Annotated in this window: 19 protein-coding genes; 12 read left to right on the plus strand and 7 right to left on the minus strand. The window is 72.5% G+C overall.

The window, feature by feature from the left end; all coding sequences use genetic code 11:
* Positions 1–360: 360 nt before the first annotated feature.
* Both ACBJ32_RS06855 and ACBJ32_RS06860 read right to left on the minus strand, forming a co-directional pair.
* On the minus strand, positions 361–978 hold the full coding sequence (locus ACBJ32_RS06855) for an ATP-dependent Clp protease proteolytic subunit (RefSeq protein ID WP_375125996.1): 618 nt from the start codon (positions 976–978) through the stop codon (positions 361–363).
* 1 nt (position 979) lies between these two features.
* Positions 980–1,543 (minus strand): ClpP family protease, encoded by a 564-nt coding sequence (locus ACBJ32_RS06860; protein ID WP_375125997.1) that lies wholly within the window; start codon positions 1,541–1,543, stop codon positions 980–982.
* A 144-nt stretch (positions 1,544–1,687) separates the two neighbouring features.
* Here ACBJ32_RS06860 and ACBJ32_RS06865 point away from each other — a divergent pair, with 144 nt between their 5' ends.
* Together ACBJ32_RS06865 and ACBJ32_RS06870 are read left to right on the plus strand one after the other, a co-directional pair.
* Complete coding sequence (locus ACBJ32_RS06865) at positions 1,688–3,049, plus strand: sensor histidine kinase (RefSeq protein WP_375125998.1); 1,362 nt, start codon at positions 1,688–1,690, stop codon at positions 3,047–3,049.
* Positions 3,046–3,693 carry a response regulator transcription factor gene (locus ACBJ32_RS06870; RefSeq protein WP_357884357.1) on the plus strand — a complete coding sequence of 216 codons (648 nt, stop codon included), beginning with the start codon at positions 3,046–3,048 and terminating at the stop codon, positions 3,691–3,693. The genes ACBJ32_RS06865 and ACBJ32_RS06870 overlap by 4 nt, the downstream gene beginning before the upstream one ends.
* On the opposite strand, the gene ACBJ32_RS06875 is transcribed toward ACBJ32_RS06870, so the two are convergent.
* Positions 3,690–4,559 carry a DUF2268 domain-containing protein gene (locus tag ACBJ32_RS06875; protein ID WP_375125999.1) on the minus strand — a complete coding sequence of 290 codons (870 nt, stop codon included), beginning with the start codon at positions 4,557–4,559 and terminating at the stop codon, positions 3,690–3,692. The genes ACBJ32_RS06870 and ACBJ32_RS06875 overlap by 4 nt on opposite strands.
* Positions 4,560–4,609: 50 nt before the next feature.
* Positions 4,610–5,383, minus strand: a complete 774-nt coding sequence (locus tag ACBJ32_RS06880) for a hypothetical protein (protein WP_357884353.1) — start codon at positions 5,381–5,383, stop codon at positions 4,610–4,612.
* A gap of 55 nt (positions 5,384–5,438) precedes the next feature.
* Here ACBJ32_RS06880 and ACBJ32_RS06885 point away from each other — a divergent pair, with 55 nt between their 5' ends.
* From ACBJ32_RS06885 to ACBJ32_RS06915, 7 genes are read left to right on the plus strand one after another with little or no spacing between them, the layout of a single operon-like run.
* The gene (locus ACBJ32_RS06885) at positions 5,439–6,440 is read left to right on the plus strand and encodes an AAA family ATPase (protein WP_357884351.1); all 1,002 of its coding nucleotides are present in this window, start codon (positions 5,439–5,441) and stop codon (positions 6,438–6,440) included.
* Positions 6,437–7,378, plus strand: a complete 942-nt coding sequence (locus ACBJ32_RS06890; RefSeq protein ID WP_357884350.1) for a DUF58 domain-containing protein — start codon at positions 6,437–6,439, stop codon at positions 7,376–7,378. The genes ACBJ32_RS06885 and ACBJ32_RS06890 overlap by 4 nt, the downstream gene beginning before the upstream one ends.
* Positions 7,375–8,322, plus strand: coding sequence for a VWA domain-containing protein (locus ACBJ32_RS06895; RefSeq protein ID WP_357884348.1), 948 nt, complete (start codon positions 7,375–7,377; stop codon positions 8,320–8,322). Before ACBJ32_RS06890 ends, ACBJ32_RS06895 begins: the two co-directional genes overlap by 4 nt.
* Positions 8,323–8,333: 11 nt before the next feature.
* The gene (locus ACBJ32_RS06900) at positions 8,334–8,924 is read left to right on the plus strand and encodes a class I SAM-dependent methyltransferase (RefSeq protein ID WP_375126000.1); all 591 of its coding nucleotides are present in this window, start codon (positions 8,334–8,336) and stop codon (positions 8,922–8,924) included.
* Positions 8,921–9,460 carry a TrmH family RNA methyltransferase gene (locus ACBJ32_RS06905; RefSeq protein ID WP_357884344.1) on the plus strand — a complete coding sequence of 180 codons (540 nt, stop codon included), beginning with the start codon at positions 8,921–8,923 and terminating at the stop codon, positions 9,458–9,460. The genes ACBJ32_RS06900 and ACBJ32_RS06905 overlap by 4 nt, the downstream gene beginning before the upstream one ends.
* Positions 9,461–9,499: 39 nt before the next feature.
* Positions 9,500–10,297: a glycerophosphodiester phosphodiesterase family protein gene (locus tag ACBJ32_RS06910; RefSeq protein WP_375126932.1), complete on the plus strand. Its 798-nt coding sequence runs from the start codon at positions 9,500–9,502 to the stop codon at positions 10,295–10,297.
* Between the two features lie 44 nt (positions 10,298–10,341).
* Positions 10,342–11,775 (plus strand): MFS transporter, encoded by a 1,434-nt coding sequence (locus ACBJ32_RS06915; RefSeq protein ID WP_375126001.1) that lies wholly within the window; start codon positions 10,342–10,344, stop codon positions 11,773–11,775.
* A 27-nt stretch (positions 11,776–11,802) separates the two neighbouring features.
* Here the strand turns inward: ACBJ32_RS06915 and ACBJ32_RS06920 are convergent, their stop codons facing one another.
* Positions 11,803–12,282 carry a winged helix-turn-helix transcriptional regulator gene (locus ACBJ32_RS06920; protein ID WP_375126002.1) on the minus strand — a complete coding sequence of 160 codons (480 nt, stop codon included), beginning with the start codon at positions 12,280–12,282 and terminating at the stop codon, positions 11,803–11,805.
* 33 nt (positions 12,283–12,315) lie between these two features.
* Here ACBJ32_RS06920 and ACBJ32_RS06925 point away from each other — a divergent pair, with 33 nt between their 5' ends.
* On the plus strand, positions 12,316–12,855 hold the full coding sequence (locus ACBJ32_RS06925) for a nuclear transport factor 2 family protein (RefSeq protein WP_375126003.1): 540 nt from the start codon (positions 12,316–12,318) through the stop codon (positions 12,853–12,855).
* 29 nt (positions 12,856–12,884) lie between these two features.
* Here ACBJ32_RS06925 and ACBJ32_RS06930 read toward each other — a convergent pair whose 3' ends face one another.
* Together ACBJ32_RS06930 and ACBJ32_RS06935 are read right to left on the minus strand one after the other, a co-directional pair.
* Positions 12,885–13,325 carry a hypothetical protein gene (locus tag ACBJ32_RS06930; RefSeq protein WP_375126004.1) on the minus strand — a complete coding sequence of 147 codons (441 nt, stop codon included), beginning with the start codon at positions 13,323–13,325 and terminating at the stop codon, positions 12,885–12,887.
* A gap of 21 nt (positions 13,326–13,346) precedes the next feature.
* A complete protein-coding gene (locus ACBJ32_RS06935; protein WP_375126005.1) occupies positions 13,347–13,811 on the minus strand; it encodes a hypothetical protein in 465 nt (154 codons plus the stop codon).
* Here ACBJ32_RS06935 and ACBJ32_RS06940 point away from each other — a divergent pair.
* On the plus strand, positions 13,810–13,962 hold the full coding sequence (locus ACBJ32_RS06940) for a hypothetical protein (protein ID WP_375126006.1): 153 nt from the start codon (positions 13,810–13,812) through the stop codon (positions 13,960–13,962). The two genes, ACBJ32_RS06935 and ACBJ32_RS06940, sit on opposite strands and share 2 nt — an antisense overlap.
* 132 nt (positions 13,963–14,094) lie before the next feature.
* Positions 14,095–16,905, plus strand: coding sequence for a BTAD domain-containing putative transcriptional regulator (locus ACBJ32_RS06945; RefSeq protein WP_375126007.1), 2,811 nt, complete (start codon positions 14,095–14,097; stop codon positions 16,903–16,905).

Genomic DNA, 16,905 nt, shown 5'->3' on the forward strand with positions numbered 1-16,905 from the left:
GACGCGGCCTGGAACGGTCCGGAGCTCGGCGTGAACGATCCGTCCGGCTCGCCGAGCCGAGCTGCACGGCAGAGCGAGCGGCGCGACAGGGACAGCCGCGCGGTGGCCAGGGTGGCACGGTAGTCAGGACGGCGCGACAGGCAGAGCTGCACGGCGGCCGGGGCAGCGCGGCACGACGGGCAGCGCGGCACGGGGCTGCACGAGGCGGGGCGGCACGGCGGGACGGCGCAGGGCACGGGGCGCAGCACGGCGCAGGGCACAGGGCGCGGCGCAGGGCACGGGACGGGGCGCGGGGCGGGGCGCGGGGCGGCGCGGCGGGGCGCGTGGGCCCGCTCGCGCCGGCCAGCCGGCCGTGGCCCGTCAGCGGGCCGGTACCGGCGTCCGCTTCCTGGAGGCGTAGATGTCGTCGATCAGCCGGTAGGTTCGCGCCTGCTCGGCCGTGAGGATGCGATCCCGCTCGATGTCCTTCCTGATCTCCAGCAGTCCCCTGCCGGTGTGCCGGGACAGGATCTCCTCCTGCTGGTCGCGCATCCGCAGGATCTCCCTCGCGTGGATCTCCAGGTCGCTGCCCTGGCCGCGCCCGCCCTCGGTGTGCGGCTGGTGCAGGAGCACCCGCGCGTGCGGCAGGGCGGCGCGCTTGCCGGGCGCGCCGGCCGCCAGCAGGACCGCCGCCGCCGAGGCCGCCTCACCGATGCAGACCGTGTGGATCTCCGGGCGGACGAACTGCATCGTGTCGTAGATGGCCGTCATCGCGGTGAACGACCCGCCCGGCGAGTTGATGTAGAGGTTGATGTCCTGCTCGGTATCGAGCGACTCCAGCGTCAGGAGCTGCGCCATCACGTCGTTGGCGACGGTGTCGTCGATCGGCGCCGCCAGGAACACCACGCGGTCCTCGAACAGCTTGTTGTAGGGGTTCATCTCCCTCACGCCGTACGAGGTGCGTTCGGTGAAGGAGGGCAGCACGTAACGGCCGCTCATGTCAGTTCATCCCCTCTGCGATGTGGTCGACGATCCCGTACTCGAGGGCCTCCTGCGCCGTGAACCAGCGGTCACGGTCGGAGTCGGCCTGGATACGCTCCAGCGGCTGGCCCGTGTGGGCGGCGATGATCTCGGCCATCCGCCGCTTGGTGTAGAGCATGTTCTCTGCCTGGATCTGGATGTCGGTGGCCGAGCCTCCGATGCCGCCCAGCGGCTGGTGCATCACGATGCGGGCGTTGGGCAGGGCGTAACGCTTGCCCTTCGTCCCGGCCGTCAGCAGCACCTGGCCCATCGACGCGGCGAAGCCCATCGCCACCGTCTGCACGTCGCACGGAATGAACTGCATCATGTCGTAGAGCGCCATCCCGGCCTGCACGGAACCGCCCGGTGAATTGATGTAAAGCGTTATGTCGCGCTGCGGATCCTCGGCCGCCAGCAAAAGCAGCTCCCCGCAGAGCCGGTTGCAAATCTCGTCGTCGACCTCCTGGCCGAGAACGACGATCCGCTCCTTGAGCAGGCGCTGGCTGAGCTGGTCGGACCAGGCTGCGCGCTGGGTCTCCGTCATGACAGGCGCTCCTTTCCATTCGTGCCTTTCTGCGAAAACGCTAGACCGGAACGCGCGGCAACCCCGAAAGTTTTCGCTGGCGGCACATTTCTCTTGAAGCGCATTACTCCGGCAGCGAATTTTTGTCGACATACAATCACGGATGTGAGAAGGACCCTCCCCCGTCGCTGGGCGTGCCTCGTCCTGGGCGGGGCGCTGCTGATGCCGTACATGATGGTCGGCGTGCTGGTCGCCGGGCTGGTGCGCGGCGAGTCGGCCAACCTGCTGCTGCCCGCCCAGGTCGGGGTGTTCGCCGCGGTGCTGCCCGTGGTGGCCGTGACCGGGCTGTTCCTGCCGGTGCGCGGGCTGTCGGTGAACGCGGCGCAGGGCCTGCTCGGAGCGCGGGTGGAGACGCCGCCGCGGCAGGCCGGGCGGTCCTGGCAGGAGCGGCGGCGCACGGCCGCCTGGTTCACGCTGCACCTGGCCGTCGGCGGCGTCGTCAGCGGGTGCACGCTGGCGATCGTGCCGTTCACGCTGTTCACGCTCGCGCTGCCGATCGTCGGGCATTCCACGCCGGTGCTCGGCTTCCTCGCCACCCCCGGATGGAACGCCGTGGGGTGGGCGGCGGCCGGGCTCGCGCTGCTGGCGGCGCTGGTCGCCATGGCCGCCGGCGCGGGCGAGCTGCTGGCACGGCTGGCCCCCGTCCTGCTCGGCCCCACCCCCGCCGAACGGCTGGCCGCCGCCGAGGAGCACGCCCGTACGCTGGCCGAACGCAACCGGCTGGCCCGCGAGCTGCACGACTCGGTCGGCCACGCGCTCAGCGTCGTCACCCTGCAGGCCGCCGCGGCCGGCCGGGTCCTCGACCGCGACCCCGCCACGGCCAGGACCGCACTGGCCGCGATCGAGCAGTCGGCCCGCACCGCCCTGGAGGACCTCGACCACGTCCTGGGCATCCTTCGCGAGGGCCGCCAGGGTCGCGAGACCAGTAGCAGCGCCAGTGGCCGCGCCGACGGTGGCAGTGGCGGTGGCGACGGCGACGGCGGCCGCGGTGGGCGTAGCGGTCACGGCCACGCCTGCCCCGATGACGACGACCGCACCGCCCTCGCCCCGCAGGCGACGCTGGCCGACCTCGATCAGCTGGTCGCCACCTCCGGCGCGCGGGTACGGCAGGAGGTGGGCGACCTGTCCCGGGTGCCCGCCCTGGTCTCCCGCGAGGCGTACCGCCTCCTGCAGGAGGCCCTCACCAACGCGATCAAGCACGGCGAGGGCCCCGTCCACCTGACCGCCGCCGTCAAGGGGGGCGACCTGCGCCTGGAGGTCACCAACGGGCGCACGGCCGGAACCCGCGACCGCACGAGGGACGGCGGCGGGGCGCGAGCACGCGGACGAGAGCGCGCCCGCACGGGCGGCAGGGGTGTGGCCGGGATGCACGAGCGCGTCCGGCTGCTGCGCGGCGATCTGGAGGCCGGCCCCACCGAGACCGGATGGCGGGTCTCGGCCCGCCTGCCGCTACGGTCGTCCCCATGACACTCAAGGTCGTGATCGCCGACGACGAGGACCTCATCCGCACCGGCCTGCGCATCATCCTCGACAGCGAGCCGGACCTGGAAGTGGTCGGCGAGGCGGCCGACGGCGCCGCCGTGCTGCCGGTCGTGCGCCGGGAGCGGCCCGACGTGGTGCTCATGGACGTCCGCATGCCCGCCCTCGACGGCATCCGCGCCACCGAGCGCCTGCTCGCCCTGGACGACCCGCCCAAGGTCCTGGTGGTGACCACGTTCGAGAACGACGACCACGTCTACGACGCCCTGCGGGCAGGCGCGAGCGGCTTCCTGCTCAAGCGCACCAGGCCGGACGACCTGGTGAAGGCCGTCCGGCTGGTCGCAACGGGAGAGTCGCTGCTGTTCCCCGCCGCGATCCGCGCCCTGGCGGGCCGCCGGAGCCCCTCCCCCGCGCACGTGCCCGGCATCGACCGGCTGACCGGCCGCGAGGGCGACGTGCTGCGGCTGATGACCAGGGGCCTGTCCAACCACGAGATCGCCGCCGAGCTGGTCGTCAGCCCCGAGACGGTCAAGACGCACGTGGGCAACGTGCTGGCCAAGCTGGGCGCGCGCGACCGCACCCAGGCCGTGATCGCCGCCTACGAGTCGGGCTTCGTCTCCCCCGCAGGCTAGATGCGCACGCCTCCTCTCCGCAGCAGCTCGGCGGCGGGCAGCAGGGTCGCCTCGGCGGCGGTCAGCCCCGCCCCGGCCAGGGCGCGGTCGACCAGGTCCAGCCCCACCGCGTATCCCGCCATGTCGGGAATGCCGCGCGGCTCCTGGCCGAACCTCTTCATGGCGGTGTCCCCCAGCACGTACGCGGACGTGTGCTGCATCCCCTCCAGCCAGAAGTCGGCCGTGATCGCCGCGTAGGCCCGCTCGTACGCCTCACCGGTCGCCATCTTCGACCACGGCCCCATGGCCTCCGGCCCGGACAGCTCCCGTACGAACGCCTCGGCCAGCCCTTCGGCGATCACGTGCTCGCCCACGGTCACGGTCACCGGGTTCCACTCGACGTTGGTGAAGCGGATCTTGTGGTGGAACTCGTGCACCGCGAGGTGCCCGATCCGCCCGATCACCTCATCCGTCGGCCAGGCCAGCAGGTACAGCCACTCGGAGCCGCCCCCCATGCCGTAGTAGCCGCCGGCCGTCGTCATCAGGTGCTCGTTGTCGGGGTTGCCCATCGCGAACATGACCTTCAGCAGGTCCGGCTGCGCGGCTCCCACCTCGGCCAGCCGCTCCGAGGCCCGCTCCAGCTCGCGCCGCACCTGCCCGAGCACGTCCTGCTCGATCATGCGGCGCACGGCGGGCAGGTAACGCGGGTCCTCGGCGTCCACGCGGAAGCCGCCGCCGCCGTGGTGGATGTCGACGATGTCGCCCGGCATCGGGATGATCTCGCGCGTCGGCGCCATCATCTCCCGCAGCGCGTCGGGCCGCTTCTCCAGAGGCCCCTCAAGCAGGTCGGCCATCTCGGCAAGGGTGTCGTGAATGATGAATTCCATGCCGAGGACGCTAAAGCCTCACGCTACGTCAGGCTCAAGCGGTTAACGGCTCACAGCGGCGACTCGTCGCCGGGATCCTCCCCGGGCGAGCGCCCCGGCGTGCTCTGCCCGCTCTCCGACGGCGACGGCGACTGCGAGGGCGACGGCTGCGGCACCGGCGTCTCCGGCGTCGGCGGCGGCGTCGGCACGAACACCGTCGGCGGCAACTGCCGCGGCTGCTGCTCGCTGTCCTGCCGCCCGAGCAGCAGCAACAGCAGGATCGCCGTCACCAGCACCAGCAGCAGCACCAGCGCCAGCGCCGCCAGCAGCACCCGCTTGCGCGTCTCGGTCGGCGGCAGCCGCTTCCGGGTCGGCCCCGGCAGCGCCGGCGCCCGATCGGTCAGCCAGTACGGCACGAAGTCCGGCCCGTGCGCCTCCCCGATGAACGTCCCGCCCACCATGACGGGCTCCAGGAACCGCTCAGCCCCCGGCCGCCCCGGCGCGTACGGCACCGCCACCCACGGCGCCCGCCCCCCGTCGAAGGCCAGCACCTCGGGCATACCCTCCAGCACCGCACCCCGGGGCCGCCCGGAACGCCCCAGCCACCCCCGCCTGCCGGCCCGCTCCCGGCCGCCCGCCTCCCGCACCGCCGTGACGAACCGGTCCCGCGCCGCGGCGTCGTAGGCCGCGCCCCGGGTGAGCACCGCCAGCGACACGGCACGCCCGTCGGGCGCCTGGCCCAGGTACACGAACCCGGCCGGCGCCGTGTGCAGGCGCGCCTGCACCACGTAGGGCCCCAGCCGGGGAGGATCACCGTACTGCAGGGGACTTGCCACGTTTGCCATGAAAGCACAGACGTGGCGTCGTGCACGTTTGCGGCGCGTTTGGTGGAATGGCGTCATGAGCGTCGCCGAAGAGTTGCCAGGCGGAACCGACGCGGCACTGCTGCGTCAGAGTCTCGACGAGGTCCGGCGTGTCATCGTCGGGCAGGACCACATGGTCGAAAGACTGCTCGTGGCCCTGCTGGCGCGCGGGCACTGCCTGCTCGAAGGGGTCCCAGGCGTCGCCAAGACCCTCGCCGCCTCCACCCTGGCCACCGTCGTGGGCGGCACGTTCGCCCGGATCCAGTTCACCCCCGACCTCGTGCCGAGCGACATCGTCGGCACCCGCGTCTACCACCCCTCCAACGAGAAGTTCGACGTCGAGCTCGGCCCCGTCTTCGTCAACTTCCTGCTGGCCGACGAGATCAACCGCGCCCCCGCCAAGGTCCAGTCCGCGCTGCTGGAGGTGATGGCCGAGCGCCAGGTCACCCTCGCCGGCGTCACCCACCCCCTGCCCAGGCCGTTCATCGTGCTGGCCACCCAGAACCCCATCGAGTCCGAAGGCGTCTACCCCCTGCCCGAGGTGCAGCGCGACCGCTTCCTGTTCCGGGTGCGGGTGCCGCACCCCAGCGCCCACGAGGAACTGGAGATCCTGCACCGCATGAGCGTCAAGCCGCCCGTCCCCGAGCGGGTGCTCGACCCCGACAAGCTGCTGGCCCTGCAGGAGGCGGCCGAACAGGTCTCGGTGCACCAGCTCGTCGCCGACTACGTCGTACGGCTCGTCATGTCCACCCGCGCCCCCGCCGAGTACGGCCTGACCGACCTCACCGAGACCATCGAGATCGGCGTCAGCCCCCGCGCCACCCTCGGCCTCGTCTCCGCGGGCCGGGCCCTGGCCCTGCTGCGCGGCCGCGACTACCTGCTGCCCGACGACGTACGCGACGTCGCCGTGGACGTCATGGCCCACCGCCTGATGCTCACCTTCGACGCCCTGGCCGACGGCGTCGACCCCGAGAGCGTCGTCAAGCAGATCCTCCAAGCCGTGCCTCCGCCCCTCGTCGTCTGGAACCAGAACCGTTGAGCCCCACCACAGCAGAGCAGGCCCTGCGCCGCCTGGAGCTGACCGTCACCCGCCGCCTCGACGGCCTGCTGCACGGCGCCCACCGGGGACTGCTGCCCGGCACCGGCAGCGAGGCCGGCGACAGCCGCGTCTACGTGCCCGGCGAGGACGACGTGCGCCGCATGGACTGGAACGTCACCGCCCGCACGACCATCCCGCACGTGCGCGACCTCATCGCCGACCGCGAGCTGGAGACCTGGGCCCTGGCCGACCTGTCGCCCAGCATGGATTTCGGCACCGCCGACAGCGACAAGCGCGACCTGGTCGTGGCCGCCGTCGGCGCGATCGGGTTCCTGTCCAGCCGGATGGGCGACCGGTTCGGCGCGCTGGTCATCCACGACGAGTTCGTGCACCGCATGCCCGCCCGCACCGGCCGCCCCGCCCTCTACGGCCTGCTGCACTCCCTCATGGACGCCCCGCGCGGCAGCGTCGTGCCCGACCCGCCTGACCTCGCGGAGGGCATCGACATCCTCGCGGCCACCCGCAGGCGGCGCGGCATGCGGCTGGTCGTCTCCGACTTCCTCGACGCACACCCCGACCTCGACCCCGACGCCGAACGCCCCTGGGAGCGCCCCATCAGGCGGCTGGCGGCCCGCCACCAGGTGCTGGCCGTCGAGGTCATCGACCCCCGCGAGCTCGAACTCCCCGACGTGGGCCGCGTCGCGTTCGCCGACCCCGAGACCGGGAACGTACGCGAAGTGCACCTTTCGCCCAAGATTCGGCGCGCCTACGCGGAGGCAGCCGCCCTGCAGCGCGAGGGCACCCGCCTGGCCCTGCGCCGCGCCGGCATCGCCCACCTCGTGCTGCGCACCGACCGCGACTGGGTCTTCGACGTCGCGCAGTTCGTCCTGCGCCAGCGCCGCATGAGCCACCTCGCCCACCGGAGGCCGACCCCATGACGTTCCTCGCCCCCGGCTGGTTGTGGCTGTTCGTGCTGGTGCTGCTGCTCGTGGCCGGCTACATCCTGGCGATGTTCGCCCGCCGCCGCTACACCGTGCGCTTCACCAACCTGGCCCTGCTCAACCTCGTCGCCCCCGCCGGCCCCGGCTGGCGCCGCCACGTCGCCCCCGCGCTCTTCCTCGTCATGATGTCCCTCCTCGTCATCGGCGCCGCCAAACCCGCCGACCAGGTACGCGTGCCCCGCGACCGCGCCACCATCATGATCGCCCTGGACGTCTCCCTCTCCATGGACGCCGACGACGTCCAGCCCAACCGCATCAGCGCCGCCAAGGCCGCCGCCCAGGCCTTCGCCAGGGAGCTGCCCGACCGCTTCAACGTCGGCGTCGTCTCCTTCGCCCGCTCGGCCAACGTCGTCATCTCCCCCACCACCGACCACCAGGCCGTCGTCACCGCCATCGGCAACCTCACCACCCGCCCCGGCACCGCCATCGGCGAGGCCGTCTTCAACGCCCTGGAGTCGGTGCGCTCCTTCGACCAGCAGGCCGCCACCGACCCGCCCCCGGCCGCCATCGTGCTGCTCTCCGACGGCGACAACACCTCCGGCCGCTCGGTGAACGAGGCCATCGAGGCCGCCCAGCAGGCCCGCGTACCGGTCTCCACCATCGCGTACGGCACCCAGGAAGGCACGGTCAGCATCGACGGGCGGCCCGTGAACGTCCCGGTCAACAAGCAGACCCTGCAGTCGCTGTCCGACGGCACCAGCGGCCGCGCCTACGCCGCCGAGTCCGGCAGCGAGCTGCGCGAGGTCTACGAGCAGATCGGCACCTCGCTCGGCTACAAGCTGGTCAACCAGGAGATCACCCAGTGGTTCATCGTGGCCGCCATCCTGGCCGGGCTGCTGGTGGCGGGCGCCGCGGTCCTGTTCGGCTCGCGGATCCCGTAACGTTTGGCGACGTGGCCCACTATTTCTCCGAGCAGCCGAGCACCGCGAGCAGGCCGGGCTCCGTCGATCTCGTCCTGCCCGATCTGCACCTGCGGCTGGAGACCGACAGCGGCGTGTTCTCCCCCGAGCGGGTGGACGTCGGCACGCGCGTGCTGCTGGAGAGCGTCCCGCCGCCGCCGCAGGAGGGCGACCTGCTCGACCTGGGCTGCGGCTACGGGCCGATCGCGCTGACCATGGCCAAGCGGGCGCCGGCCGCGACCGTGTGGGCCGTCGATGTCAACCGGCGCAGCCTGGAGCTCACCGAGCGGAACGCCCGAGCCGCCGCCCTTGACAAAGTAAGGTCAGTACATATCGATGAAGTGCCAGATGAAGTGAAATTTCGGGCCATCTGGTCTAATCCTGCGATCCGAATTGGGAAGCAGGCGTTGCACGAGATGCTCACCAGGTGGCTCACCCGGCTGACGCCCGACGGCGTGGCCTACCTGGTCGTCCAGAAACACCTCGGCTCGGACTCCCTGCAGCGCTGGCTCGGCGAGCAGGGCTGGCAGGCCTCCCGCGAGGCCAGCCGGGCCGCCTACCGCATCCTGAAGGTGACCCGATGAGAAGGCAGCTGCGCCCCACCGACGTCAAGCGGCTCAACCGCACCTGGCGCAGGAACACTCAGAAACGTCTCGGCCTGATCATCGAGTCGGTCACCGGCCCGTTCAACATCGGCTCGATCTTCCGCAGCGCCGCCGCGTTCGGCGTGGACGAGATCTGGCTGGCCGGCAACGCCACCCCGCCCACCAACCCCAAGGCGGGCAAGACCGCGCTGGGCACCGAGCGCCTGGTCACCTGGCACGAGGCGGTGCCGGCCGTCGAGGCGGTCAAGGCGGCCAGGGAGAGCGGCTACGCGGTGCTGGCCATCGAGCTGACCGCCGAGGCGAGGCCGCTGCACAGGGCCGACCTGGCCCGCGACGTGTGCCTGGTGGTCGGCAGCGAGGACCACGGCTGCTCCCCCGCCCTGCTCGACGCGGTCGACGGGGCCTGCTACATCCCGCAGGTGGGGCGGGTCGGCTCGTTCAACGTGGCGGTGGCCGCGGCCATCGCGCTTTCCGAGGCGCGCCGCCAGGAGTGGCAGAATCTCCCTGATTCGTAACCGAACCGTTCACTCGAAAAGGGCATACTTCTGGACGTGCTGAGCCGTCGATTCCCCTTCCTCGACCATCCGGGCCCGCTGGCCTTCGCCCACCGCGGAGGAGCGGCAGAGGGCGCGGAGAACTCCGCGGCCGCGTTCGAACGGGCGGTCGCGCTCGGCTACACCTACCTGGAGACCGACGCGCACGCCACCTCCGACGGCGTGCTGCTGGCCTTCCACGACCACACGCTCGACCGCGTGACCGACCGGCGCGGCCGCATCTCGGAGCTGCCCTACCGGGCGGTCAAGCGGGCCCGCATCGGCGGCGTGCACGAGATCCCGCTGCTGGAGGACCTGCTCGGCACCTGGCCGGAGATCCGCTTCAACATCGACGTCAAGGAGGCGGCCGCCATCGCCCCGCTGGCCGAGGCGATCAGGCGCACCAACGCCTACGACCGGATCTGCCTGACCTCGTTCTCCGACGAGCGGCTGGTGCTGGCCAGGGCCGCGCTCGGCAGGGAGGTGTGCTCGGCGCTCGGGCCGCGCGCCGTGGCCGCGCTGCGGGCCGCGGCGACCACCTCGGGCTACGGCCGCCTGCTGGCCCGGCTGTCGCGCGCCGGGGTGCCGTGCGCGCAGGTGCCGGTCGGTTTCCGCGGCCTGCGGGTCACCACCCGCCGCCTCGTCCGTACGGCGCACGCGATCGGCATGCAGGTGCACGTGTGGACGATCAACGACCCCGCCCGCATGGAGCACCTGCTCGACCTGGGCGTGGACGGCATCATGACCGACAACGTCACCGGCCTGCGTGACGTGCTGGAGCGCCGGGGGCTGTGGCACCCCGGCCGGCTGGCCGCCTGACAGCAGCATCCCCCCGTACGCCGCAAGAGGAGCGACCCGACACCATGCCCGTACCCGCACCCCCCGCGGCACTCGACGACTCCCCAGGCGCGCGCCGGCGCGAGCAGCGCGGCTGGTACTTCTACGACTGGGCCAACTCCGCCTTCTACACGGTGGTCATCTCGGTCTTCCTCGGCCCGTACCTCATCCCCGTCGCCAAGACCGCGGCCTGCGCCAAGGACTTCCCGTCCGTGGAGCCCGGCAGGTGCGTCGACACCTTCGACCAGCTCGCCGCCGCCGGCCCCGGGCTCGGGTACGTGGACGTGCTGGGCGCCGACATCAGGCCGGCCGCGTACTTCGGGCTGGTCACCACGGTGGCGGTGTTCCTGCAGATCGTGATCCTGCCGGTCGTGGGCGCGCTGGCCGACCACACCGGCCGCAAGAAGGAGATGCTCGGCATCTTCGCCTACGCCGGGGCGCTGGCCGCGATGGGCCTGTTCTTCGTCGAGGGCGACCGCTACCTGCTGGGCGGCGTGCTGTTCATCCTGGCGAACCTGGCCTACGGCGCCTCCATCGTGGTCTACGACTCGTTCCTGCCGCAGATCTCCACGCCCGAGGAGCGCGACGGGGTGTCCTCGCGCGGCTGGGCCATCGGTTACCTCGGCGGCGGCCTGCTGCTGGCCCTCAACCTGGTGCTGTACCTGCAGTACGAGAGCCTGGGGCTGACCCAGGGCATGGCGGTGCGCATCTGCATGATGTCGGCGGGCCTGTGGTGGGCCACGTTCACGATCGTCCCGCTGCTGCGGCTGCGCAACCGGCCCGTGCCGGCGCACGAGACGACGGCGCTGCGCTCGGTCCGCGGCAGCTTCCGCCAGCTCGGCCGCACCCTGTCCGAGCTGCGCCGCTACCCGCTGACGCTGCTGTTCCTGGTGGCCTACCTGGTCTACAACGACGGCGTGCAGACGGTCATCGGCAACAGCGCGGCCTTCGCCTCGGAGGCGCTCAAGCTGCCCCAGGAGGTGCAGATCACGGCGATCCTGATGGTGCAGTTCGTGGCGTTCTTCGGGGCGCTGCTGCTCGGGTGGCTGGCACGCGGTTTCGGCACGAAGCGTACGGTGCTGGCGAGCCTGGTGCTGTGGACGGCGATCGTGGCGATGGCCATGTTCGTGGCCGAGGGGCAGGCGCTGCAGTTCTACCTGATGGCGTTCGCGATCGCGATCGTGCTGGGCGGCACGCAGGCGCTGTCGCGCTCGCTGTTCTCGCAGGTGATCCCGAAGGGGCGGGAGGCCGAGTACTTCAGCCTGCTGCAGATCAGCGACAAGGGCTCGGCGTTCATCGGCTCGCTGACGATCACGCTCGCCCTGCAGTTCACCAACAGCTACCGCATCGCGATCCTGTCGATGGTCGTCTTCTTCGTGATCGGCTTCATCCTGCTGGCCATGACGAACCTGCCCAAGGCCATCCGCGCGGCCGGCAACGAGGTGCCCGCCCGCGTCTGACCCCCGCGCCTGACCCCGGCGGCGTGCCTAGACCCCCGCCGCCAGCACCATCGTGCCGGGCCCCTGGGCCGCTCCGGGCCCGGCCACGGCCGTCACCGTGTCCGCCGTGGCCTCGCCGCCGCAGTGCGGGCACGTGACGACGGGCGTGAACCGCTCGCCGCACGAGTGCACCAGCAGCGCGGGCGGCCCCCCGGGCGGCGTGGCCCAGCGGTCGCCCCAGGCCATCAGCGTCATCAGGGCGGGCACGATGTCGCGCCCCGCCTGCGTCAGCACGTACTCGTGGCGCGGCGGCCGCTCCTGGTAGCGCCGCTTCTCCACCACCCCGGCCGCGACCAGGTGCTCCAGCCTGCGGGTCAGCAGGTTGCGCGAGATTCCCAGGTCCTGCGCCAGGTCGTCGAACCTGCGCAGGCCCAGGAACAGGTCCCGCAGGATCAGCGGCGTCCAGGGCTCGCCGATGACGCCCACAGCCTGGGCGATGGAGCAGTGCATCTCACCGAACCTGTTCATGGACCCAGGATAGTGGGTTGATAAAGTGAACCCATGACAGTTCACATTCAGGACTCACCCGCGGCCGCGTACCGCCGGGCCGGCGAGGCGCACGACCTCGACGCGCTCGCCGCCACCCTGTCCGAGGACGTCGTCTTCCACTCGCCGCTGTCCGCCACGGCCGAGTTCCGCGGCAAGGAGCAGGCGCTCGAACTGTTCTCCGTCGTCTTCGGCGTCCTGTCGGACCTGCGTTACCACACCGACGTGGGCGACGACCGGACGCGCGCGCTCACCTCGACCGCGCGGCTGGGCGGCAGGGAGATCCACGAGGCCGCCGTCGCCGAGTTCGGCGAGGACGGGCTCATCAGGGACCTCACCCTGTGGATCCGGCCCCTGCCGGCGCTGACCGCGATGATGGCCGCGCTCGGCCCCGGGCTGGCCAGGGCCGCGGGCAGGCCGGCCGTGTCCCTGCTGGTCGCGGCGGCGGTCAAGCCGCTGGCCGCGATGACCGCGCTGGGCGACAGGACCCTCGTCCCGCTCGTGACCCGCTCCCGCCGGGAGGGCGCCCGGCCGAAGAGGGGGCACCGCTCCTGACACCGGGCTCCCGCGCCGGCCGGCCACCGTCAGTGCGCCGTGTCACCGGCTCCTGAGGGCTCCCGTGCGGGCCGGCGCCACACGCGCCGGGCCGCCACGGCCAGCATGGCCGCTCCTGCCAGGGCGAGCAGGGTGGTGAACAGCCACTCCCCCGAGCCGTCCGGACCGTAGACGCGGCTCGCCCGCCCCGTGTCCACGGCGTGGATGCTCCGCCCGGCGGCGAGCGTGCCGCGGTCGCTGCCGTACAGCTCGACGTCGCGCCGCAGCACCCGCCCGTCGTCGGAGGTGAAGTCCCCCGCCCAGACGCAGGACTCGTGCCCGGGATGCCGGATGCACCGCAGCTCCCCGGCGGTGAACACGCCGCTCACCCCGTCGGCCCGCGCGGCCTTGATGGTGGGGCCCAGCTCCGGGACCGACCAGAACAGCAGCAGCAGCCCCAGCGCGGCCAGCGCCACCGTGAACGCGCTCAAGCGCCGCTCGACCCGCATGGCCTAGTGCGCGACCGCGCAGGTGCAGGTGGCCCCGGCGTGCGACCCGGCGCGGCGGTGCAGCAGCATCGCCACCACCATCGGCGCGAAGACGATCGCGTTGTAGAACAGGTGCAGCTCCATCCTGGGCCAGATCAGCTGCAGGACGCTCGTCGGCACCGGACGGCCCATCAGGTACAGGCCGCTGAGCTTCTGCAGGAGCAGCAGCAGATGCTCCATGTGGTGCCACACCTGGATGCCGAGGGAGATGTTCCACCACGTGCGCGAGCTGCCGGTGAAGCCCTTGCGCAGCAGGACGAGGCCGATGAGCATGAGCAGCGCGTAGCCGTAGTGCATCCACTCGGAGGTCACCAGCCACGGGAACGGCATGCCGAGCACGCCCCGGGCCTCGGCCAGCGGCCACCCCCACGCGTAGACCTGCACGGCCTGGACCAGGTGCTCCGCCCAGTGCGCCACCACGATGATCATGAAGATCGTGAGCGCGGCCCTGTGGTGGCGCCCGTTGAGCGTGGAAACGCTGATCGCCGTCGTCGTCGCCATTCGTCACCTCCTGTTTCTCGTCGCGATGACGCTGCCGTCCGGGGCCATCGTGACTCCGGTGCACATCGCGGGCAAATGATCTCCATTCGCACTGGGAACCCGCTTGCAAACGGCTTAACGGCGGCACCGGCACGGACTCCGGGGAACAGGTCGCCGCCCACGAAGTTGATCGTTACGCTGCTGACTCCGGCGACGAAGAGGGGCAGCCCGCATGGGTCTGGAGATCAGATACCTCGGTCCGTGGGAGATCGCGACGGACGATCACGCGATCAAGCTGGCGGGGCAGCGGCGGATCGGGGTCCTGGCCAGGCTCGCCGTGGACGCGGGCAAGGCCGTGCACACCGACCGCATCCTCGCCGACGTGTGGGCGCACAGCTCGGCGGCGACCGCGGCCAAGCAGCTGCACATCGTGATCTCCAAGCTGCGCGAGGCGCTGGCCGCCCACTGCGGCGAGGACCTCATCGAGACCCTGCCCGGCGCCTACCGTCTCGCGCTCGACCGCGACCGCGTCGACGCGCACCTGTTCACCGGGCTGGCCCTGCGGGCGCGCGCCGCCCGCGCGCAGGACGCGGCTGCGACCGCCGACGCGCTGTTCCGCCAGGCGCTCGCGCTGTGGCGGGGGCCTGTGCTGGCAGAGGTGGACGCGCCGTGGGCCAGGATCGAGGCCGGCAGGCTGGCGGAGGAGCGGCTGTCCGTCCTGGAGGAGCACATCGACCTGCGGCTCGCCGCCGGGGATCATCACGCCGTGGCCCGCGAGCTCGCCGCGCACGTCAAGGCGCACCCGCTGCGCGAGCGGCCCGCCATCCAGCTCATGCTCGCCCTGCACCGCGACGCGCGATCCGCCGAGGCGCTGGCCGTCTACCAGGACACCCGCCGCGCCATGGTGACGGAGCTGGGCATCGAGCCCGGCAACGAGCTGCGCCGCCTCCACCAGGCCATCCTCGCCCGCGACCCGGCGCTCGACCTCGGCACCCCCGCCCAGCGCGGCACGCTGGCCGAGCCGGTCGTGCCCGCCGAGCTGCCCGCCGGCACGCAGGCGTTCACCGCCAGGGCCGCCGAGGTCGAGCGGCTGGGGGCCGCCCTCGTCACCGGCGACGGTCCCACGATCACGGTCATCGACGGCCCCGGCGGCATCGGCAAGTCGACGCTCGCCGTCCACGTCGCGCACGCGGTCAGCGGCCGCTTCGCCGACGGCGTCGTCTACGTCAACCTGCACGGGGCCACCGCCGGGCTCGCCCCGCTGACGCCCGCCGAAGCGCTGCGCCACCTGCTGCGCTCGCTGGGCCTCGACGGCACCGCCGTGCCCGCCGACCCGGGTGAGGCCGCCGCCCGCTACCGCTCGCTCACCGCGGCCGGCAACCTCCTGGTGATCCTCGACAACGCCCGCGACGTGCGCCAGGTCCGCCCGCTCATCCCGGGCGGGGCGGGCTGCCGGGTCCTCATCACCAGCCGCGACCCGCTCTCCGTCCTGGACAACGCCCACCACCTGCACCTGGGCACGCTCGCCGACGAGGACGCGACGGCGCTGCTCACCCGCGTCGTCGGCGCCGGCCGGGTAGCCGCGGAGCCGGAGGCGACGGCGGAGATCGTCCGGCTCTGCGGCGGCTTCCCGCTCGCGCTCCGGATCGCGGGCGCCCGGCTGGCGGCCCACCCCGGCCGGGCGATCTGCGACCTGGCCGTCCGGCTCGCCGACGCCACCCGCCGCCTGGACCTGCTGGAGTACGCCGACCTGGCCGTACGCGCCGGCATCGCCGTCAGCCACCAGCACCTGCGCGAGGAGCCGGCCGGGCGGGACGCCGCGCGCCTGCTGGCCCTGCTCGGCCTGCTCGAACTGCCCACGCACACCCCCGCCGCCACCGCCGCCCTGGCGGGCTGGCCGGAACACCGCGCCGAGGCCGCGCTGGAACGCCTCCTGGACGCCCGGCTCCTCGAACCCGCCGGGTCCCACGGGTACCAGCTCCACGACCTGGTCCGCCTCTACGCCCGGGAACAGGAACTCGCCGCGCCGGAGCGGGCGGCCGCGATCCGGCGTGCGCTGCACCACTACCTGGCCACGGCCGTGCAGGCCGAAGAGCTGGTGGGCAGCACCAAGGGAAGCTTCGACCGCTACCTCGCCGAGCAGCCCGGGGAGGAGCTCACCACCGTGGCGGCCGCCAACGAGTGGGTCGAGCGTGAACGGGACAACCTGCTGGCGGCGGTCCGCCAGGCGGCCGGCGACTCCGCCGACGGCACGGCGGCCGTGCTCGCGAACGTCACCCAGTGGCTGTTCGACCGGCGGGGCTGGTTCTCCGAGCTGATCGAGGTGAGCGAGCTGGCCTTGCGCGGCGCCGAGAAGATGGCGGACTGGCAGGGCAAGGCCTACCTGCACCAGGGGCTCGCCTCCGTCCACGCTCAGCTCGGCCGCTTCCCGGAGGCCCTGCGCGAGCTGGAGGCGGGGCTGGCCTGCTGGGACCTGGCCGGACAGCCGGACCGCAAGGCGGGGATGCTCAACGACCTCGGGACCGTCCACACCATGATGGGCTGCCACGACGACGCCCTGGCCGCGCTGGAGCGCGCGCTCGCGATCACCTTTCGCACCGGCCGCAGGGCCCACGAGTCCTTCGTCCGCAACAACCTGGTCCACGTCTACTACCGTCAGGCGAGATTCGAGGAAGCCGTCGAGGAGGCCCGGCACGTCCTGGCCATGACGGAGGAGCTGGACGACGCCGGGAGCCTCGGCATCGCCCACGACACCCTGGGCGACGCCTACCGGGCCGGCGGCATGCTCGAGGAGGCCGTGGAGCACTACCGCCACGCCGTCAGGCTCCAGCGGGAGACGGGCTACACGCTCTACACCGCCGTCTCCTCCTGGTGGCTCGGCCGCGCCCTGCACGACCTCGGGCGGCCGGAGGAGGCCCGGGCCTCCTGGCGGGAGTCGCTCGGCCTGCTCCGCGAGGCCCGCCTGCTGACCCCCGCCGAGGTGGCGGCCTACCTCGCGCAGCCCGTCCCGGACACGCCGGAGCCCATCAGGAACCAGCTCTGA

Origin of the sequence: Nonomuraea sp. GTA35 (assembly GCF_041950525.1) — a bacterium.
Lineage (GTDB): Bacteria > Actinomycetota > Actinomycetes > Streptosporangiales > Streptosporangiaceae > Nonomuraea.